17 protein-coding genes and 2 pseudogenes are annotated in these 19,077 nt (G+C 63.7%); 15 read left to right on the top strand and 4 right to left on the bottom strand.

Annotation, left to right across the window (positions count from 1 at the left end; all coding sequences use genetic code 11):
* Positions 1-50 precede the first annotated feature (50 nt).
* The 3 genes from FVP60_RS02350 to FVP60_RS02340 are packed head-to-tail and all read left to right on the top strand — an operon-like array spanning position 51 to position 2,659.
* Positions 51-821 carry a CoA transferase subunit A gene (locus tag FVP60_RS02350; RefSeq protein WP_147824656.1) on the top strand — a complete coding sequence of 257 codons (771 nt, stop codon included), beginning with the start codon at positions 51-53 and terminating at the stop codon, positions 819-821.
* Between the two features lie 3 nt (positions 822-824).
* Positions 825-1,478 (top strand): CoA transferase subunit B, encoded by a 654-nt coding sequence (locus FVP60_RS02345; protein WP_187240531.1) that lies wholly within the window; start codon positions 825-827, stop codon positions 1,476-1,478.
* Positions 1,475-2,659 carry an acetyl-CoA C-acetyltransferase gene (locus FVP60_RS02340; protein ID WP_147824655.1) on the top strand — a complete coding sequence of 395 codons (1,185 nt, stop codon included), beginning with the start codon at positions 1,475-1,477 and terminating at the stop codon, positions 2,657-2,659. The genes FVP60_RS02345 and FVP60_RS02340 overlap by 4 nt, the downstream gene beginning before the upstream one ends.
* 71 nt (positions 2,660-2,730) lie before the next feature.
* Here the strand turns inward: FVP60_RS02340 and FVP60_RS02335 are convergent, their stop codons facing one another.
* A complete protein-coding gene (locus tag FVP60_RS02335) occupies positions 2,731-2,973 on the bottom strand; it encodes a hypothetical protein (RefSeq protein WP_147824654.1) in 243 nt (80 codons plus the stop codon).
* On the opposite strand from FVP60_RS02335, the gene FVP60_RS02330 reads away from it, so the two are divergent.
* The 10 genes from FVP60_RS02330 (at position 2,972) to serA (ending at position 14,308) form a co-directional block, all read left to right on the top strand.
* A complete protein-coding gene (locus tag FVP60_RS02330) occupies positions 2,972-4,480 on the top strand; it encodes an alpha,alpha-trehalose-phosphate synthase (UDP-forming) (RefSeq protein WP_147824653.1) in 1,509 nt (502 codons plus the stop codon). The two genes, FVP60_RS02335 and FVP60_RS02330, sit on opposite strands and share 2 nt — an antisense overlap.
* Positions 4,467-5,237 (top strand): trehalose-phosphatase, encoded by a 771-nt coding sequence (gene otsB, locus FVP60_RS02325; protein WP_147824652.1) that lies wholly within the window; start codon positions 4,467-4,469, stop codon positions 5,235-5,237. Before FVP60_RS02330 ends, otsB begins: the two co-directional genes overlap by 14 nt.
* A 189-nt stretch (positions 5,238-5,426) precedes the next feature.
* Positions 5,427-7,145: a dihydroxy-acid dehydratase gene (gene ilvD / locus FVP60_RS02320; protein WP_147824651.1), complete on the top strand. Its 1,719-nt coding sequence runs from the start codon at positions 5,427-5,429 to the stop codon at positions 7,143-7,145.
* A 48-nt stretch (positions 7,146-7,193) separates the two neighbouring features.
* Positions 7,194-8,996 carry an acetolactate synthase large subunit gene (locus FVP60_RS02315; protein WP_147824650.1) on the top strand — a complete coding sequence of 601 codons (1,803 nt, stop codon included), beginning with the start codon at positions 7,194-7,196 and terminating at the stop codon, positions 8,994-8,996.
* A gap of 2 nt (positions 8,997-8,998) precedes the next feature.
* Positions 8,999-9,508: an acetolactate synthase small subunit gene (gene ilvN / locus FVP60_RS02310; RefSeq protein ID WP_147824649.1), complete on the top strand. Its 510-nt coding sequence runs from the start codon at positions 8,999-9,001 to the stop codon at positions 9,506-9,508.
* A 31-nt stretch (positions 9,509-9,539) separates the two neighbouring features.
* Entirely contained in the window at positions 9,540-10,565 is a 1,026-nt protein-coding gene (gene ilvC / locus FVP60_RS02305; protein ID WP_147824648.1) for a ketol-acid reductoisomerase, read from the top strand.
* 376 nt (positions 10,566-10,941) lie between these two features.
* A complete protein-coding gene (locus FVP60_RS02300; protein ID WP_147824647.1) occupies positions 10,942-11,661 on the top strand; it encodes a copper homeostasis protein CutC in 720 nt (239 codons plus the stop codon).
* 9 nt (positions 11,662-11,670) lie between these two features.
* Positions 11,671-12,147, top strand: a complete 477-nt coding sequence (locus FVP60_RS02295; RefSeq protein WP_147824646.1) for a hypothetical protein — start codon at positions 11,671-11,673, stop codon at positions 12,145-12,147.
* A complete protein-coding gene (locus FVP60_RS02290; RefSeq protein WP_147824645.1) occupies positions 12,144-12,527 on the top strand; it encodes a hypothetical protein in 384 nt (127 codons plus the stop codon). Before FVP60_RS02295 ends, FVP60_RS02290 begins: the two co-directional genes overlap by 4 nt.
* 188 nt (positions 12,528-12,715) lie before the next feature.
* Positions 12,716-14,308, top strand: a complete 1,593-nt coding sequence (gene serA / locus FVP60_RS02285) for a phosphoglycerate dehydrogenase (RefSeq protein WP_147824644.1) — start codon at positions 12,716-12,718, stop codon at positions 14,306-14,308.
* A gap of 110 nt (positions 14,309-14,418) precedes the next feature.
* On the opposite strand, the gene FVP60_RS02280 is transcribed toward serA, so the two are convergent.
* Together FVP60_RS02280 and FVP60_RS02275 are read right to left on the bottom strand one after the other, a co-directional pair.
* The gene (locus FVP60_RS02280) at positions 14,419-15,540 is read right to left on the bottom strand and encodes a sensor histidine kinase (protein ID WP_147824643.1); all 1,122 of its coding nucleotides are present in this window, start codon (positions 15,538-15,540) and stop codon (positions 14,419-14,421) included.
* Positions 15,533-16,204, bottom strand: a pseudogene (locus FVP60_RS02275) (response regulator transcription factor). Before FVP60_RS02275 ends, FVP60_RS02280 begins: the two are co-directional and overlap by 8 nt.
* An 86-nt stretch (positions 16,205-16,290) precedes the next feature.
* Here FVP60_RS02275 and FVP60_RS13325 point away from each other — a divergent pair.
* A pseudogene (locus FVP60_RS13325) lies at positions 16,291-16,797 on the top strand (D-alanyl-D-alanine carboxypeptidase family protein); the annotation flags it as partial.
* Positions 16,798-16,890: 93 nt separating this feature from the next.
* Here FVP60_RS13325 and FVP60_RS02265 read toward each other — a convergent pair.
* Complete coding sequence (locus tag FVP60_RS02265) at positions 16,891-17,448, bottom strand: TetR/AcrR family transcriptional regulator (RefSeq protein ID WP_147824642.1); 558 nt, start codon at positions 17,446-17,448, stop codon at positions 16,891-16,893.
* 66 nt (positions 17,449-17,514) lie between these two features.
* Here FVP60_RS02265 and FVP60_RS02260 point away from each other — a divergent pair, with 66 nt between their 5' ends.
* On the top strand, positions 17,515-19,062 hold the full coding sequence (locus FVP60_RS02260; protein WP_147824641.1) for an MFS transporter: 1,548 nt from the start codon (positions 17,515-17,517) through the stop codon (positions 19,060-19,062).
* The last annotated feature ends 15 nt before the right edge of the window (positions 19,063-19,077 follow it).

Here is a 19,077-nt window from a genome sequence, read left to right as displayed (position 1 = left end):
CCGCGCGCGCGGAGCAGTGTGGAACCACACCGTTCAACAAGGGAGTGAACATGATCAACAAAGAGGTGTCGTCGCCGGCCGAAGCCGTCGCAGACATTTCCGACGGCGCCAGCATTGCCGTCGGTGGCTTCGGACTCTCGGGCAACCCCATCGCCCTGATTGAAGCCCTTCTCGCACAGGGAACCACCGACCTCAGCATTGTGTCGAACAACTGTGGCGTCGACGATTGGGGCCTGGGTGTCTTGCTCGGCGCCAAGCGCATCCGCAAGATGACCTCCTCCTACGTCGGTGAGAACAAGGAGTTCGAGCGTCAGTTTCTCTCTGGTGAGCTGGAACTTGAGCTGACGCCCCAGGGAACGTTGGCCGAAAAGTTACGCGCCGGTGGTTCCGGAGTCGCAGCCTTCTTCACCCAGACGGGTGTCGGCACGCAGGTCGCTGAGGGCGGGCTGCCCCGCAAGTATGCGGCAGACGGAACCATTGCTGTCGCATCGCCGCAGAAAGAAGTCCGCACGTTTGACGTTGCAGGCAAGACCGGCGAATACGTTCTCGAAGACGCCATCACCACTGACTACGCGCTGGTGCATGCGGCCGTCGGTGACCGGCACGGCAACCTGATCTTCAATAAGGCGGCCCGCAACTTCAACCCGCTCGCGGCCATGGCGGGGCGCGTCTGCATCGCACAGGTGGAACGCCTGGTCGAGCCGGGTGAACTTGACCCCGACTCCATTCACCTGCCGGGCGTCTACGTACACCGGGTGGTCGAAGTTGGCACTGACATTGAAAAGCGCATTGAGCGCCGTACCGTTTCGGAGGAGGCATAAATCATGGCTTTGACGCGCAACGAAATGGCCGCACGCGCGGCCCAAGAACTCTCTGACGGCTCCTACGTGAACCTCGGCATTGGCCTGCCCACCCTGGTTCCGAACTACGTGCCCGCCGATGTCACCGTCGTGCTGCAGTCCGAAAACGGCATTCTTGGCGTGGGGCCGTACCCCACCGAGGCAAACGTTGACCCCGACCTCATCAACGCGGGCAAAGAGACCGTCACGACATTGCCCGGTTCGGCCTTCTTCGACTCGGCGCTGAGCTTCGGCATGATTCGCGCCGGCAAGATCGACGCGGCCATTCTTGGCGCCATGCAGGTCTCCGCGAGCGGCGACCTCGCCAACTGGATGATTCCGGGGAAGATGGTCAAGGGCCCGGGCGGCGCGATGGATCTCGTGCACGGCGCCGGAAACGTGATTGTGCTCATGGAACACGTCGCCAAGGACGGATCTGCGAAGATCGTCAATGAGTGCTCGCTGCCCCTGACGGGCAAGCGCGTCGTGAACCGCATCATCACCGATCTTGCGGTCATCGATGTCACCGACGCCGGCCTGGTGCTGGTGGAGGTCGCTCCGGGCGTGAGCGTCGATGACGTCATCGCCGCCACCGAGCCCCCGCTCACCGTCTCCCCAGAACTCAAGGAATCAGCATGAACGCCACCGATGTCGTGATCGTTGCCGCCGCCCGCACCCCGCAGGGCCGCCTCAAGGGGCAGTTGGCCCCATTCACCGCTCCGCAGCTCGGCGCGCTTGCAATTCGCGGCGCACTTGAGCAGGGAAGCATCGACCCGCAGGCCGTCGACGCCGTGCTCGTTGGACAGGTTTTGCCCGCAGGCTCCGGGCAAAACCCGGCACGCCAGGCCGCCATTGGTGCGGGCCTCGGCTGGGACGTCACCGCTGGTTCCGTCAACAAGGTGTGCCTTTCCGGCCTCACCGCCATCATCGACGCGGCGCGCACCATCAAGGCTGGCGACGCCGAAGTGATGGTGGCCGCCGGTATGGAATCCATGACGCGCGCACCCCACCTGCTGATGGGATCCCGCGATGGCTACACCTATGGTTCCATCGAGGTTCTTGACCACATGGCGTACGACGGTCTGACCGACGCCTTCGACCGCGAGTCGATGGGTACATCGACGGAGCGCCTGAACCCGCGCTACCACGTCACGCGCGACGAGCAAGACGCGGTCGCCGCGCGCTCACACCAGCGTGCTGCCGCCGCAGCCGAGGCTGGCGTTTTCGACGCCGAGCTGGTGCGTGTGGAGGTTCCGCAGCGCAAGGGCGACCCGATCGTGTTGACGCGCGATGAGGGCGTGCGCCCCGAGACGACGATTGAGACGCTTGCTGGCCTTCGCCCCGCATTTGCGAAGGACGGAACCATCACCGCGGGCAACTCGTCGCAGATCTCCGACGGCGCCTCCGCCGCGGTGTTGACCACGCGCGAGCGGGCAGAGGCTGAGGGCTGGAACATTCTCGCCACCGTCGGTGCCAGCGGCCAGACCGCCGGCCCCGACAACTCGCTGCACGAACAGCCTTCGGACTCCATCAGCCTGGCCCTCAAGAAGCAGGGAATCGAGGTGGCAGACCTGGACTTCGTTGAAATCAACGAGGCCTTCGGTGCTGTTGTCGTTGCTTCCCAGCGCGCGCTGGGTCTGTCTGACGACATCGTCAATATTCACGGTGGCGGCATCGCGCTCGGTCACCCGATCGGTGCCAGCGGCAACCGTCTTGTGGTGCACGCCGTTCACGAGCTCGCACGCCGTGGTTCCGGAACCGCGGTCGTTGCGCTCTGCGGCGGCGGCGGCCAGGGCGATGCCCTGGTGCTGACGCGCTAACGCTGGCAAACACAATGCCCGCTCGGGCGAACCGGGCGGGCATTGTTGTGTCTTGAGACGTGAGGCTGGCGCTACTTGTAGCGCTTGAGGAGCTTGCGCTCCTCCTTGGACTGTTCTGGGTGCTCGACGACAAATCCACGTGCTGCCTGGCGGTTTTCGCTGAAGATGCCGATCGACATGGCAAGCCTCAGCGCCCACGAAAGCCACGCGATGGTGGTGCGCCACGTAAATGCCTGACCGCGCATGCCCTTGAGAAGCGCGATCGCGCTCAGCACGACCGACAGGACCCCGGTACCGGTGAAGTACTTTCGCATGCGTCCACGCTACCGTCAGGTGGGGTCGCTAAGGTGTAAACAACCCGCGAGACCACCCAATGGCAGGAGCAGCGTGTCAGAGACTTCATCCGCAGATCTGGTGATCGTTGCGAACCGACTTCCCGTTGACCGCATTGTTGACGCCGACGGCGAGGTGCGTTGGCAAACCTCACCCGGTGGCCTCGTCACCGCGCTCGAGCCGGTAATTCGCGCCGCCCGTGGCGCCTGGGTCGGTTGGCCCGGTTCCGCCGACGTTGCACTCGACCCTTTCGAGGTCGACGGCATGACGCTCATTCCGATGACGTTGAGCGCCAGCGATGTTGAGCTGTACTACGAGGGCTTTAGCAACGACACCATTTGGCCGCTCTACCACGATGTGATCGCGCCGCCGCGCTACCGCCGCATCTGGTGGGAGGCCTATGAGCGGGTCAATCGTCGCTTTGCCGAGGCGGCGGCCGCGGCCGTGGCGCCGGGCGGAACCGTATGGGTGCACGACTATCAGCTGCAGTTGGTTCCGCGGCTGGTTCGCGAACTTCGTCCCGATGTGACGATCGGCTATTTTCACCACATTCCGTTTCCGGCATACGGCCTATACTCGCAACTGCCGTGGCGGCGTCAGGTGCTCGACGGTTTGCTGGGCGCCGATGTCATCGGCTTTCAGCGCGTGGCCGACGCGGGCAACTTCTTGCGCGCCGTGCGGCGCCAGCTGCCGTACCCCACAAACAAGTCGCGCGTTATCGTCACCGATGCGTCGGGAATGCAACGATCCGTCACCGCAAAACCGTTTCCGATCTCGATCGACGTCGCCGAGTACCAGCAGATTGCGCAACGCCCAGAGGTGATTGCACGCGCCGCCGAGATTCGCCAAGAACTCGGAAACCCGCGCGCCATCCTGCTCGGCGTTGACCGACTCGACTACACAAAGGGCATCAGACACCGGTTGAAGGCGTTCGGTGAACTGCTGCAAGACGGACAGCTTTCGGTCACCGATGTGGCGCTCGTGCAGGTGGCAAGCCCCAGCCGTGAGCGCGTCGCGGCCTACATGCAGTTGCGTGATGAGATTGAGCTCACCGTTGGTCGCATCAACGGGGTTTTTGACACCACCGGCCACACGGCGATTCGCTACCTGCACCACTCGTATCCACGCGACGAGATGGTGGCGCTGTACCTCGCGGCCGATGTCATGCTGGTCACGGCGCTGCGCGACGGCATGAATCTGGTCGCCAAAGAATACGTTGCCGTTCGCGGCGACACCGGGGGAGTGCTCGTGTTGAGCGAGTTTGCCGGGGCAGCTGACCAGTTGCAGGGAGCGTTGCTCATCAACCCGCACGATATCGACGGCATGAAAGACGCCATGATGGTCGCGGTCAATATGCCTCACGCCGACCAGACGCGCCGCATGCGTGCCATGCAGCGCAGGCTCAAACGTGACGACGTCGCCGCCTGGGCAGAAGCCTTCCTGCAGGAGCTCCACGCCCACGATCGGACCCCGCATGCTGACGCCTGAAATCGAACGGCTGGCGCAAACTCCCAAGCTTCTCGTCGCGCTCGACTTTGACGGAACCTTGGCGCCGCTTGTCGATGTTCCATCCGACTCGCGCATGACCCCGGCGGCGCGAGAGGCCATCGATCGCCTGGCCGCACTGCCGCAGACTCACGTGGCGCTCGTCTCAGGGCGGATGCTCGGCGATCTTCGCCTCGTCAGCGAGGCGGCCCCAGACTCCGCGATTTTGCTGGCCGGGTCTCACGGCGCGGAGTTTGACCTCCCACCAGGGCACGCACCCATTGTCGCCCGCGTGCCGAGCGGCCAGGTTGCCGTGCGCACGCGTGAGGTTGAAACGGCCCTCGCGGGCCTTGATGGTGTTTGGGTCGAACACAAGCCGTTTGGCTTTGTGGTGCACACCCGGCTCGCCAACGAAGACAACACCGAACTCGCCGGTGAAATTCTTGACCGATTTGCGTCGGAACACCTCGCCGGCTGGCGCGCCAGGGGTGGGCACGACGTCAGTGAGTTTTCGGAACGCGCCGAGGGCAAAGACGGCGCCGTTCGGGCGCTGCGCGCCGCGGTGCACGCGACGGCCGTGCTATTTGCCGGCGACGATGAGACCGACGAAGACGCGCTGGCGGCGCTGGCTCCGAACGATGTCGGTGTGCGCGTTGGCAGTGGGGTGACCTCGGCGTCGGTCCGGGTGGCGGATGCGCATGAGATGGCTGAAGTGCTGGCGCAATTGGCCGATGCTCGAACGAATTTCCGCTCGGCCTAGCTACAGACCTGCGCTTGCGCGCTGACACTTTTGATCGATCAACCTTTGACCGACAAAACAGTCCGCACGCTGAGATTCAGATGAATGCAAACAATTGTTGACCTACGCTCGTACCGCCGCGTTCGGGGGCGCGAACACGCCTCCGTCACGGGGACAGAAGCACGCCAATAACGGGAATAGACTCGCGGTATGCCCGCTTCTGATTCGACTTCTGAGAACTTCATCGACATCAAACCCCGCAGTCGCGTAATTACGGATGGCATTGAAGCCACCACGTCACGCGGCATGCTTCGCGGTGTCGGTATGGGAGACGCCGACTGGGACAAGCCCCAGATCGGCATTGCATCCAGCTGGAACGAAATTACCCCGTGCAACCTCAGCCTTGACCGCCTCGCGCAGGGCGCGAAAGAGGGCGTGCACTCGGGTGGCGGGTACCCCCTGCAGTTCGGAACCATTTCCGTTTCTGACGGCATCTCCATGGGCCACGAAGGCATGCACTTCTCGCTCGTGAGCCGTGAAGTGGTCGCCGACTCTGTCGAAACCGTGATGATGGCCGAGCGCCTCGATGGTTCGGTTCTGCTCGCCGGTTGCGACAAGTCGATCCCCGGCATGCTGATGGCATCCGCGCGCCTCGACCTCTCCAGCGTCTTCCTCTACGCCGGCTCGATCGCGCCCGGCTGGGTCAAGCTGTCTGATGGCACCGAGAAGGAAATCACGATCGTTGACTCCTTCGAAGGCGTCGGCGCCTGCCTCGCAGGCAAGATGACGGAAGAAGACCTCAAGCGCATCGAGTGTTCATTCGCCCCCGGTGAGGGCGCCTGTGGCGGCATGTACACCGCCAACACCATGGCATCGGTCGCCGAGGCGCTCGGACTCAGCCTTCCTGGTTCCGCAGCCCCGCCCTCGGCTGACCGCCGCCGTGACTACTTCGCACACCGCTCCGGCGAGGCGGTCGTAAACCTGCTCCGTCAGGGCATCACGACCCGCGACATTCTGACGAAGGAAGCCTTCGAAAACGCGATCGCGCTGGCGATGGCGCTCGGTGGTTCCACCAACGTCGTTCTTCACCTGCTCGCGATTGCAAACGAAGCAGAGGTCGAGCTGAGCCTGCACGACTTCAACCGCATCGGTGACAAGGTTCCGCACATCGCCGACATGAAGCCATTCGGCAAGTACGTCATGAACGACGTCGATCGCCACGGCGGTATCCCCGTCATCATGAAGGCCATGCTCGACGAAGGGCTGCTGCACGGCGACGCGCTCACCGTGACCGGCAAGACGCTGGCCGAGAACCTGGCCGACCTCAACCCAAACCCCATCGACGGGGAGGTCATCCACACCCTCGACAACCCGATCCACGCAACCGGTGGTCTCACGATTCTGCACGGCTCGCTCGCGCCCGAGGGCGCGGTTGTGAAGTCGGCCGGCTTCGACGCCGACGTCTTCGAGGGACCGGCTCGCGTCTTTGACCGTGAGCGTGCCGCGATGGATGCGCTGGCCGCGGGCGACATTGAGGCAGGCTCCGTGGTGGTCATTCGCTACGAAGGCCCCAAGGGCGGACCAGGCATGCGCGAGATGTTGGCGATCACCGCCGCCATCAAGGGCGCTGGCCTCGGAAAAGATGTACTACTCTTGACAGACGGACGATTCTCAGGCGGCACAACCGGCCTGTGCATCGGCCACATAGCACCCGAAGCGGTGGACGCAGGTCCTATTGCTTTCGTGCGCGATGGTGATCTTATTCGGGTCGATATCGCAGCTCGCTCTCTCGATTTACTCGTCGACGAGGCCGAGCTGAGCTCCCGCTCAGTTGGTTGGGAGCCACTGCCCCCTCGCTACACCCGTGGCGTCCTGGCCAAGTATTCCAAGCTCGTACGTTCCGCCGCCGAAGGCGCCGTGACGGGCTAACGGCCACAAGATTCACCTCACTCGCATACGAAACGCAAGGATCTCTCTATGTCCGACGCCTCCGCATCGGCCGTTCCCCGGCCCCCAGCTCGCACCGCATCCGCGCCCGTGCTCACGGGTGCTGAAGCTGTCGTCCGCTCGCTTGAGCTGATCGGTGTGACCGACGTGTTCGGTCTTCCCGGCGGCGCAATTCTTCCGGTTTACGACCCGCTGATGGATTCCACCGGCATTCGTCACATTCTGGTTCGCCACGAACAGGGTGCCGGTCACGCCGCCGAGGGCTACGCTTCGGCGTCGAACAAGGTGGGCGTGTGTATCGCGACCTCCGGCCCCGGTGCCACGAACCTCGTGACGGCCATCGCCGACGCCTACATGGACTCGGTGCCGATGGTTGCCATCACCGGACAGGTGTTCTCGACCCTGATGGGAACCGACGCCTTCCAGGAGGCCGACATCGTGGGCATCACGATGCCGATCACGAAGCACTCGTTCTTGGTCAAGACGGCTGAAGAAATTCCGGCCGCTATCGCGGCTGCCTTCGAAGTGGCCTCAACGGGTCGTCCCGGCCCCGTGCTGGTCGACATCACGAAGGATGCCCAGCAGGCGGAGGCCCCGTTCATCTGGCCGCCGAAGGTTGATTTGCCCGGCTACCGCCCGGTGACCAAGGCTCACGGCAAGCAGATTCAGGCTGCAGCCCAGTTGATCGCGGATGCGAAAAAGCCGGTGCTGTACGTCGGCGGCGGTGTCATCCGTGCGCAGGCTTCGAAAGAGCTGCGCGCGCTGGCAGAGTCGACGGGTGCACCCGTTGTGACGACGCTGATGGCCCGTGGCGCCTTCCCCGACTCGCACCCGCAGCACCTGGGCATGCCCGGTATGCACGGCACGGTTCCGGCCGTGCTCGCACTGCAGGAGTCAGACCTGATCGTCGCGCTTGGCGCGCGATTCGATGACCGCGTGACGGGTAAAGCGTCGCTGTTCGCACCGAACGCGAAGGTTGTTCACGTCGACATCGATCCCGCCGAAATCTCCAAGATTCGTACCGCGGACGTTCCGATCGTCGGTGACCTCGCCGAAGTTCTCGTCGACCTGGATGCCGCGTTCGGCGGGACGGTAGGAAACGCTAAGCCTGACATCTCCGACTGGTGGTCATACCTCGACGGCCTGCGCGACGAGTTCCCGCTCGGCTACGCAGAACCCAGCGATGGTCTGATGGCTCCGCAAAAGGTGATTCAGCGCATCGGTGAACTCACCGGCCCCGAGGCGGTCTACGCCGCCGGCGTCGGCCAGCACCAAATGTGGACGGCACAGTTCATCAAGTACGAGCGCCCGAACTCGTGGCTCAACTCCGGTGGCGCCGGAACCATGGGCTACGCGGTTCCCGCAGCCATGGGCGCGAAGGTGGCTGAGCCGGACCGCGTGGTGTGGGCCATTGATGGCGATGGTTGCTTCCAGATGACCAACCAAGAGTTGGCCACGTGCGCGATCAACAACATTCCGATCAAGGTGGCGATCATCAACAACTCGTCACTCGGCATGGTCAAGCAGTGGCAGACGCTGTTCTACGACAGCCGCTACTCCAACACCGAGCTCAACACCGGTGCTGGAAGCATCCGCATTCCCGACTTCGTGAAGCTGGCCGAGGCCTACGGCTGCCTGGGCATTCGCGTGGAGAAGGAAGAAGACATCGACGCCGCCATCAAGCTGGCCCTCGAAACCAACGATCGCCCCGTCGTCATCGACTTCGTGGTGTCTGCGGACGCGATGGTGTGGCCCATGGTTCCGCAGGGCGTGAGCAACAGCTTCATCCAGTACGCGCGGGAACACGCGCCCAGCTTTGACGAGGAGATCTGATCATGTCGAGCCACGTGCTGAGTCTTCTCGTTGAGAACAAGCCCGGTCTGCTGACGCGAGTCGCCGGACTTTTTGCCCGCCGCGGATTCAACATCGAATCCCTCGCCGTTGGTGTGACCGAGGTTCCTGGCCTCTCACGCATCACCGTCGTCGTCGATGTCGAAGAACTGCCACTGGAGCAGGTCACCAAGCAGCTGAACAAGCTGGTCAACGTGATCAAGATCGTCGAGCTGGAGAACGCCGCCTCGGTGCAGCGTGAGCACATGCTGATCAAGGTGCGCGCAGATAACCAGACGCGCTCCAACGTGCTGGAAGTTGTCAACCTGTTCCGTGCCCAGATCGTCGACTACGCGCCCGACGCGCTCGTCGTTGAGGTAACCGGCGACAAGGGCAAGGTCGACGCACTGCTTCGTGCGCTGGAACCCTTCGGCATTAAGGAACTCGCCCAGTCTGGCCTGTTGGCCATTGGCCGCGGCGGCAAGAGCATCACAGAGCGCGTTCTGCGCGGCTGAGAAATAAACCTAAGAAACAAGGAGTAAAGAAGTGACCGAACTCATCTATGACGCAGACGCAGACCTGTCGCTGATCCAGGGCAAGAAGGTTGCAATTGTCGGCTACGGCTCGCAGGGCCACGCGCACGCACAGAACCTTCGTGACTCGGGCGTAGAGGTTGTCATCGCGCTCAAGGATGGCTCCAAGTCGATCGCAAAGGCGCAGGAAGACGGCTTCGAGGTCAAGAACGTTGCCGACGCTACGGCGTGGGCTGACCTCATCATGATCCTGGCTCCCGACCAGCACCAGCGCTCGATCTACAACGACTCGATCAAGCCGAACCTCACGCCCGGCAAGACCCTGGCATTCGCTCACGGCTTCAACATTCGCTTCGGCTACATCGAGGCTCCCGAGGGCGTTGACGTGATTCTTGTGGCGCCGAAGGCTCCCGGTCACACGGTTCGTCGTGAGTACGTTGCCGGCCGCGGAATTCCCGACATCGTTGCCGTTGAGAAGGACGCATCGGGTCACGCATGGGAGACCGCGTTCTCATACGCAAAGGCCATCGGTGGCACCCGCGCCGGCGTTATCAAGACGACCTTCACCGAGGAGACCGAAACTGACCTGTTCGGTGAGCAGGCGGTGCTGTGCGGTGGTGTTTCCCAGCTCGTACAGTACGGCTTCGAGACGCTGACTGAGGCTGGCTACCAGCCGCAGATCGCCTACTTTGAGGTGCTGCACGAGCTCAAGCTCATCGTTGACCTGATGTGGGAGGGCGGCATCGCCAAGCAGCGCTGGTCGGTCTCCGACACCGCTGAGTACGGCGACTACGTCTCGGGCCCGCGCGTCATCGACGAGCGCGTCAAGGAGAACATGAAGGCTGTTCTCGGCGACATCCAGAGCGGCGCATTCGCGACGCGCTTCATCGAAGACCAGGACAACGGCGCTGTCGAGTTCCAGGCGCTTCGCGAGAAGGCTGCGCAGCACCCGATCGAGGCCACCGGCCGCGACCTGCGCGCGCTGTTCGCATGGAAGCAGCAGGACGCTGACTACGTCGAAGGCTCCGCCGCACGTTAATTCACGCGATAAACGAAGGGCTCGGTGCACAGGCACCGGGCCCTTCGTCGTCCAGTGGTTCCAATCCCCGTGGTTCCGCTCTGCGTGGTTCCGCTGTGCGTGGTTCCGCTCTGCGTGGTTCCGCTGTCACAACCGTTGTGCACGATTTCGTGTGACTGGTGTTGCCAGAGTGGCGGATGTGGCGCAATTTTCGTGCAGAACGTTTTGAGCCGTGCATAACGGTTGTTTCGGAACGCAGAACCTCGAGGTGGGGCCACGGAACCACGGAACCAGGGAACTGCGGAGAACGCGGAAATGCGGAACCACGGATCCGCACCGCGTGCGGGGTGCGACGCATCGACTCACTGAAGCGGGCCGGAATTCGTAGAATGGCGACATGACTCTGGTGGAAATTGCGGTGCAGGACGCGGCTGGAGTTCGGGCTGCGTTCGCCAACGGTGCTGATCGTGTCGAACTCGTCCAGGCGCTTCAAACCGGTGGCCTGACGCCCTCCGCCGGCATGGTCGATGCCGCGATCGCGGCCTGCGGCGGCGATGGAGCGCGCGTGTGCGTGCTGGTGCGACCTCGACCGGGTGGTTTTGTCTACTCCGCCGAAGAGGCAGCCGTGGTGTGGGACGATATTCGCCGCGTCGTGCAGCAGGGCGTCGGCGGCGTGGTCATCGGCGCGTTGACGCGCGACGGCCAGGTCGACCGCGAGGTGGTGCGGCGCTGGCAGGAGGCGGCGGGAGGCGCCGAGGTGGTATTTCACCGCGCCATTGACGCGTCTGCCGACCCTGACACGGCATTCGATGCGCTCGTTGAGCTTGGCGTGCACCGCGTGCTCACCAGCGGCGGGGCACCTCGCACGATTGACGGCATCGACCGGCTCGCCGCATTCGTGCGACGCGCCGGATCAACCCTGCAGGTGATGGCGGGCGGCGGGCTGAGCGTCGAACACATCGCGGCTGTGCGTGAAACGGGCGTGCATGCCGTGCACCTGTCGGCTCGCGTCTCCTTCGTCGACGACGCTCCGACCGGCCCTGGTGGCGGGGGAGAGAGCTACGACATGACCGACGAGCGCATCGTGCTCGCGGCGGTCGCCGCCGCCCGCCAGTAGGCTGGAACCATGGCAACCGAACCCCAGGCCGCTGGAGACGACGACGCCCTGTCGTGGGATGGCGATGAGTCACTCACCGCACCGCCCAAACTGCAGCGCGGTTGGACGGCTGTCGGCAAGGGCAGTGAAGCTGTTGAGGTCGTCGGCGACGAATCCGATGCTGCCGTCGCTACGCCCGTCGCGGCCACCGGCGTTTCTAACGCGGCGCTGATCGGCCTCGGGGTGATCGGTGGCATCTTTGTGCTCTACACCGTCGGATGGATCATCGGAGGCATGCGCTTGCAGCCCGATGGTGAGCTGTTGGCAGCCGGAACCATTCAGTACGCGATCGCGGCATGGGTTGCGGCGGCGGCACCGGCGATTTGGTTTGCGACCGTGATGTACCTGACGCGCGCGTCGAAAACGTGGATTCGGTTCGCCGGATTGATCGCCGGGGTCGTGCTGCTGGTTCCGTGGCCCTTCGTCGTGGGAGGGATCGGCGCATGAGCGATGCAACGAACGTGCCCGAGGCCGCCGATCACGTCTTGAAGACTCGCTCGCCGCTGTGGATGATGGCGACCGTCACGGGCATTTTTGGTCTGGCCTATGCCTACACCGTGTTCAGCGCGATTGGTGCGCTCCTGCAACAGGCCAGCGGTCCGTACCCGCTGACCGCCACCGGCTGGACCGTCCTCATCGCCGCTGTCGTGGTTCCGGTGATCATCTTCACCGCGGTTGTCTCCCTCGGAATTCGCCGCCTGATCGGCGAGTACACGATGATGCTGCTGGCGGGCTACGCGCTGGCACAGGTGTATTGGATGAATACGCTGTCGCTCATGCTCAGCTCGGGATGCTCCTTCGTGAGCGGCAACCCGTTCTGCGGGTAGAGCCGGCAGCCGCTGCGGCAACTGCGGCTCCTTCTTCGATTCTCAAGAAGCGTGAAACTTGCGCTTGCGATGAACGTCACATGAACAAGCGTGCGTGCTCAAACGAGTAGGCTGTGCGTGAAGCGTCCCGATGATGTGCGGCGCACGACCTTTCCCCCTTCGCGTTAAAGCACTAAAGGATATTCCCTGTGTCGAAGCCTGTCGTTCTCCTTGCCGAGCAACTCTCACCAGCCACCATTGATGCGCTTGGTCCTGATTTTGATGTGCGGGAGGTCGACGGCACTGACCGCCCGGCGTTGCTTGCCGCGCTCGCCGATGCCAACGCCGTACTGGTGCGTTCGGCAACGCAAATTGACGCAGAAGCGCTGGCTGCGGCTCCGCGCCTGAAGGTTGTCGCGCGCGCCGGCGTGGGCCTTGACAACGTTGACATCAAGGCCGCAACGGCTGCCGGTGTGATGGTCGTTAATGCGCCGACTTCGAACATCGTCTCTGCCGCTGAGCTGACCGTTGGCCACATTCTGTCGCTCGCTCGTCACATTCCGGCGGCCCACGCGTCGTTGGCCGCCGGCGAGTGGAAGCGCTCGAAGTACACCGGCACCGAACTGTTTGAAAAGACGCTCGGTATCATCGGCCTTGGTCGCATTGGTGCCCTGATTGCCGCGCGCATGCAGGCGTTTGACATGCGGGTTATCGCCTACGACCCGTACGTCACGAGCGCGCGCGCACAGCAGCTCGGTGTAGAGCTGGTGACCTTTGACGAACTGCTTGAGCAGAGCGACTTCGTCACGATCCACATGCCGAAGACCCCAGAAACCACGGGCATGATTTCGACCGAGCAGCTCGCCACGATGAAGAGCTCCGCCTTTGTCATTAACGTCGCACGCGGTGGCCTCATCGACGAAGACGCGCTCTACACGGCCCTCACCTCGGGTGAGATCGCCGGTGCCGGTCTCGACGTCTTCGTGACGGAGCCGCCCACCGACAAGAAGCTACTTGACCTTCCCAACGTCGTTGTCACGCCGCACCTGGGTGCCTCGACCGACGAAGCACAGGAGAAGGCAGGCGTCTCGGTAGCACGCTCCGTGCGCCTCGCTCTCGGCGGCGAACTGGTTCCGGATGCCGTCAACGTCGCCGGCGGTGCGATTGACCCGTACGTTCGCCCCGGCATCTCGCTGGTCGAAAAGCTCGGTCAGTTTTTCTCCGCGCTCGCCAAGTCGCCGCTCACGAGCCTCGACGTCGAAGTGCACGGTGAGCTCAGCGCCTACAACGTCGATGTGCTCAAGTTGGCCGCGCTCAAGGGTGTCTTCACCAACATCGTGAGCGAAAGCGTGTCTTATGTGAACGCGCCGCTTCTTGCCGAGCAGCGCGGCGTTGACGTTCGCCTGCTGGTTGACGAGAACAGCGACGAGTACCGCAACGTCATTACCCTTCGCGGTGCGCTCTCCGACGGATCGCAACTCGCCGTTTCTGGCACGCTGACCGGCCCGAAGCAGATCGAAAAGCTCGTCGGCATTAACGGCCACCCGGTCGAGCTGCCCATCGAGAAGTTCCACATCGTCATGCTTTACACCGACCGTCCCGGCATCGTTGCCGTCTACGGCCAGAAGTTCGGCGAGGCCGGCATCAACATCGCCGGCATGCAGATCGCTCGCACCGAGGCCGGCGGCCAGGCACTCTCCGTGCTGACGCTGGACTCCCCGGTTTCAGAAGACCTGCTCGACGAGGTGCGATCGGCCATCGACGCCGACGTGTTCCGCCAGATCGAAATCACCGAGTCGTAAGTTCAACCGCTAAGAATCCCTCGTGCCGCTTCGCGGAGCGGGGGATTCTGCGTTGCGGCATGGCCGCGGAACCACGGAGATCGCGGAACCACGGAGCTTACGGAGCGAGGCTAGCTCGCGGGCGCGGCAGCGCCGACGGCGAAGCGTGCGGTGACATCCAGCCCGCCAGCAGCGCGTGCGCGCAGCACGAGCGAGCCGCCGTGTACGCGGACAATCGTGGCGGCGAGCGCGAGGCCGAGCCCCGCGCCAGTGTGTGCGTCATCGGCCGTGGTGGTGCGCGAGCCGCGAGCAAACGGTTCCGTCAGCGTCGCCACCTGCGCCGTTTCGAGAACGGGGCCAGTGTTCACAACCCGCAATACGGCCGACCCTTCGCTCACGTCAACCCGCACGAAAACGCGTCTGGCGTCGCCGGGAGGGGCGTTGTGCACAATCGCGTTGTGGATGAGGTTGCTCGCAAGTCGTTCCAACAGTTGCGCGTTGCCTGCCACCCACGTCTGATTCAGGTCAGTTTCTACCTCGACACCGTGGCGGTCTGCGACGAGCTGGAGCACGTCGAGCGCCTCTTCGGCGACGAGCGAGAGATCGACGGGGGAGAGGTTGGGGGCGGTGTTGTCGAGGCGTGCCAACAGCAGCAGTGCGTCTGCGGAGGCGACGGCGCGATCATTGAGACGTTGCAGCTTGTCGAGCGTCACCTCAAGATCCCGCTCGGGGTCTGCTTGAGCAACCTCCAGCACTGAGCGCGTAATCGCAAGCGGCGCGCGCAACTCGTGAGAGGCGTTGGCGGCAAAGCGTTGCTGAGATTCGACGGTGCGCTGAACGGCATCAAGCATGTCGTCAAATGAATCGGCGACGGTGCGGAACTCGTCCGCTCGCCCGGGGAGGTTCACGCGCGTTGTGAGATCGCCGCCTCGAACCCGGTGCGCGACGGTTGAGATTGCGGTCAGCGGGCGAAGAATATGACCCGCGAGAAACCAGCCGCCAAAAAACGCCAGGCCGGCGATGGCGAAAAAGGCGCTCGTCGCGATGGGTGTGAAGACTTCCATGATGTCGTCGCGGCCGGGCACCCAGCCCAGATCTGTCGTGTAGTTGCCCGTGGGGAGGTACCGCAGCACCCAGAGCGCGGTGACGATCCAGAGCGCGCCCGCCGAGACCACGGCGACGGCCGTGATCGTAAGCGTCAACCGAAAGCGGGCAGACAAGCCGGGCCGCCGCGGCGCGCGCTGCTCAGCCATGTGGTTCCGTCGCCATCCGATACCCGACCCCCGCGACCGTCTCAATCAGATCGGGCTCGCCCAGGCGCTTGCGCAGCGCAGAAATCGTGATGCGCACCGCATTGGTAAATGGATCGGCGTTCTCGTCCCACGCGCGCTCCAGCAGATCCTCCGCACTGACAACGCCGCCGCCCGCCGAGACAAGAACCTCCAGCACGGCAAACTGTTTGCGAGTGAGCGCAACGTAGCGGCCATCGCGCTATACCTCGCGACGAAACGGGTCGATTTTCAGCCCGCGCCACTCCAACACCGGTGGCGTGGCAGCCGCCGAGCGGCGAGCGATGGCCCGCAAGCGAAGAATCAACTCCCGCATCGCGAACGGCTTGGTGAGGTAGTCGTCTGCGCCCAGCTCAAAGCCGGTGGCCTTGTCATCGAGTCGATCGGCGGCGGTCACCATGATGATGCGCGTCGTGGGTTGGTGCGAGGTGATCCACCGTGCCACCTCGTCGCCGGAAATGCGCGGAATATCACGGTCAAGCACGACGGCGTCGTAATCGTTGATGCTCAGCGCTTCGAGGGCCGCGGCGCCACCGTGGGCGAGGTCGGCTGCAATCGCTTCCAGTCGCAAGCCATCGCGCACGGCCGACGCCATCACGCGTTCATCTTCGACAATCAGCACTCGCACCATGCGAGCCTACGGTGCCAGACGTATCGTCGGCGTATCAAAAAACGCAAACGCTCTGGCAACACGGCTCGGCGTGAACTGAGGGCATGACATCTCATGTGCAACAATCGGCCCCCATCCGTCGCCCGCGTCTTGGCAGGCTTCTGCTCGTCGCGGGTATCGCCGCCATGACCGTAGCCGGCATCATTGGCGTGATTCACCAGCTCGGCTCCGCCGCTGTCAGCGCGCCGATGGTTCCGGGCATTCAAGAGGGCGTTGCCGATGACGGCACCGGCGCCGATGAAAACGGAACCTGGGGGCCGTGGGACGACGCGCCGGCGGTAACGAATCTGGATCCGGCGCTGCTTGCCGCGTTACAGGAGGCGGCGGTGGTGGCCGAGGGAGACGGCATTACCCTGCGCCTCACCAGCGCGTGGCGTTCGGCCCAATACCAGCAACGGTTGTTTGACCGCGCCGTTGCCGATTACGGGTCAATTGAGGAGGCGGCGCGCTGGGTTGCGACGCCGGATCGTTCCGCTCACGTGCAGGGGTTGGCTATCGACATCGCCACGACCGACGCGTACTCGTGGCTGGATCAATACGGAGCGCAGTTTGGGTTGTGCCGCACGTTCGCGAATGAGGGCTGGCACTTTGAGCTGCGTGACATCGATGAGAACGGATGGTGCCCCGAGATGTTGCCCGATGCTTCAGTCGATCCGCGGCGGTGGCAGCTCGGCGCCGGTGGCCGTCGTCACCATCGTGATGAGGGCCTCCATATCGGCGATTTCAGGAACCGCGCCAATCGCGAGCGCGTTGTTGAAGTACACGCCATCCGAGACCAACAGAATGAGCTGCAGGCCAACCTCGGTCGGAACAAAAGGCTGCAGGGTGTCGTGCCACACCGCGCGGAGGTTGCGGATTGCCTCGCCAGAAAGCGGTGATCCGTTTGACGCAAGTCTCCCGACGGCAGTGATGACACGATCAAGTTCATCGCCGGTCTGCGCCGAAGTGCGAATAAAGGCGGCGACGGGGCCGGCTGGATCTTCCACCATCTCCTTCATATCGACCGCCACGAGTCGTTCCATCCGCTCGATCAGCGCCTCTTCGAGGGCAACCTTCGACGCGAAGTGGTAGAGCAGGCCACCCTTGGAGACGCCCGCCTGCGCGGCGACTCTGTCCATCGTGGCGGCGCGCTCACCCTCCGTGAGGATCACGTCTTCGAACGCATCGAGGACCTTTTCGCGGGCGAGGGGTGGGCGGCTCATAAAGAGTATCCTTCCATGTTTCTGATACTATACCGGCTAGACGGTTAAGTAACTCAGAGGATTCTCATGTCTATCGACACTCATGCACTTCGTACCAATGGCGAAAGCGGCGCAGTGAGCTGGCGTGGCTGGCTCGCGCTGGTCGTGCTCATGTTGCCGGTGCTGCTGGTCTCGGTCGACAACACGGTGCTGAGCTTCGCACTGCCCGAAATCGCGACCGACCTGTCACCGACGAGCACCGAGCAGCTCTGGATTATCGACGCGTACCCGCTCGTGCTGGCCGCGCTGCTCGTGACCATGGGAACCTTGGGTGACCGCTTCGGGCGTCGTCGCCTGCTGCTCATCGGTGCGACGGGATTTGCCGTTATCTCGGTGCTCGCAGCGTTCGCGCCGACGGCGGGGCTGCTTATCGCTGCCCGAGCGGCGATGGGATTCTTCGGCGCCATGCTCATGCCGTCGACGCTGTCGCTGCTGCGTTCCATCTTCACCGATCGCGATCAGCGCCGCCTTGCCATCGCCATTTGGGCGGCCGGCTTCTCGGCGGGTTCCGCGCTCGGCCCCATTGTTGGTGGCCTGTTGCTTGAGCACTTTTCGTGGGGCTCGGTGTTCTTGCTGTCGGTGCCGGTGTTGGTGCCGCTGCTGATTCTCGCGCCGATTCTGGTGCCCGAGACGAAGGATCCCAACCCCGGCCGCCTCGACCCCATCAGCATTGCGCTGTCTGTCGCAACCATGGTTCCGATCGTCTTTGCGATCAAGGAGGTCGCGGTTGAGGGGCTGATGCACCCGGTGTCGCTCCTGTTCGTGGTTGGACTGGTGTTCGGCTGGTTCTTCGTACGCCGTCAGTTGCGGCTCGAGGTGCCGATGCTCGACATGGCGCTGTTCCGCAACCCGATGTTCTCGGGTTCCATCCTCATCAACCTGCTGAGCGTTATCGCCCTCGTCGGCTTCTTGTACTTCGTGGCGCAACACCTGCAGCTCATCGTTGGGCTCAGCCCGCTCAACGCTGGCCTTGCGCTCGTGCCCGGCCTCGTCGTGATGATTATCGCGGGGTTGGTGGTGGTTCCGATCTCCAAGCGCGTCTCGCCACACGTGCTCATTCCGACCGCTCTCTTGTTCTCCATCGCCGGGTACATCGCCGTCGCATTCGCGACCGATGAGTCAGCTGTCACGACGCTGATGCTCGCATTCGTGTCACTCGGGATTGGCATCGGCATGGCCGAGACGGTGTCGAACGACCTGGTGCTTTCCAGCGCACCGGCGGCGAAGGCCGGCGCCGCCAGTGCCGTCTCCGAGACGGCATACGAGCTGGGTGCGGTGCTGGGAACCTCCATCCTGGGCGGCATCTTGACGGCGTTCTACCGCGCAACGATCGAGGTTCCGGCCGGCGTTCCTGCCGAAGCCGCCGAGGCGGCGCGAGAGACCCTGGCTGGAGCCACCGTGCAGGCCGAAAAGCTTGGCGGCGTGGTCGGCGAGGAGTTGTTTACGGCAGCCGCTCACGCGTTTGACTCTGGCGTTACTGTTACGGCGTTGATCGGTGCGGGCCTTATCGTGATCGCGGCGTTGATCGCTGCGACTACGCTGAAGACTACGAAGTCTGCGCCCGCAGAGATGTGAGGCGCCTATCCGTAA

Source organism: Microbacterium mitrae (genome assembly GCF_008017445.1).
Lineage (GTDB): Bacteria > Actinomycetota > Actinomycetes > Actinomycetales > Microbacteriaceae > Microbacterium > Microbacterium mitrae.
This window is presented reverse-complemented; position numbering and strand designations above follow the sequence as displayed.

Bases quoted from the DNA above. Each gene is read 5' to 3' on its own strand.
- FVP60_RS02350 (WP_147824656.1), top strand. From the start codon at position 51: ATGATCAACAAAGAGGTGTCGTCGCCGGCCGAAGCCGTCGCAGACATT.
- FVP60_RS02345 (WP_187240531.1), top strand. From the start codon at position 825: ATGGCTTTGACGCGCAACGAAATGGCCGCACGCGCGGCCCAAGAACTC.
- FVP60_RS02340 (WP_147824655.1), top strand. From the start codon at position 1,475: ATGAACGCCACCGATGTCGTGATCGTTGCCGCCGCCCGCACCCCGCAG.
- FVP60_RS02330 (WP_147824653.1), top strand. From the start codon at position 2,972: ATGCGTCCACGCTACCGTCAGGTGGGGTCGCTAAGGTGTAAACAACCC.
- FVP60_RS02335 (WP_147824654.1), bottom strand. From the start codon at position 2,973: ATGCGAAAGTACTTCACCGGTACCGGGGTCCTGTCGGTCGTGCTGAGC.
- otsB (WP_147824652.1), top strand. From the start codon at position 4,467: ATGCTGACGCCTGAAATCGAACGGCTGGCGCAAACTCCCAAGCTTCTC.
- ilvD (WP_147824651.1), top strand. From the start codon at position 5,427: ATGCCCGCTTCTGATTCGACTTCTGAGAACTTCATCGACATCAAACCC.
- FVP60_RS02315 (WP_147824650.1), top strand. From the start codon at position 7,194: ATGTCCGACGCCTCCGCATCGGCCGTTCCCCGGCCCCCAGCTCGCACC.
- ilvN (WP_147824649.1), top strand. From the start codon at position 8,999: ATGTCGAGCCACGTGCTGAGTCTTCTCGTTGAGAACAAGCCCGGTCTG.
- FVP60_RS02300 (WP_147824647.1), top strand. From the start codon at position 10,942: ATGACTCTGGTGGAAATTGCGGTGCAGGACGCGGCTGGAGTTCGGGCT.
- FVP60_RS02295 (WP_147824646.1), top strand. From the start codon at position 11,671: ATGGCAACCGAACCCCAGGCCGCTGGAGACGACGACGCCCTGTCGTGG.
- FVP60_RS02290 (WP_147824645.1), top strand. From the start codon at position 12,144: ATGAGCGATGCAACGAACGTGCCCGAGGCCGCCGATCACGTCTTGAAG.
- FVP60_RS02280 (WP_147824643.1), bottom strand. From the start codon at position 15,540: ATGGCTGAGCAGCGCGCGCCGCGGCGGCCCGGCTTGTCTGCCCGCTTT.
- FVP60_RS02265 (WP_147824642.1), bottom strand. From the start codon at position 17,448: ATGAGCCGCCCACCCCTCGCCCGCGAAAAGGTCCTCGATGCGTTCGAA.
- FVP60_RS02260 (WP_147824641.1), top strand. From the start codon at position 17,515: ATGTCTATCGACACTCATGCACTTCGTACCAATGGCGAAAGCGGCGCA.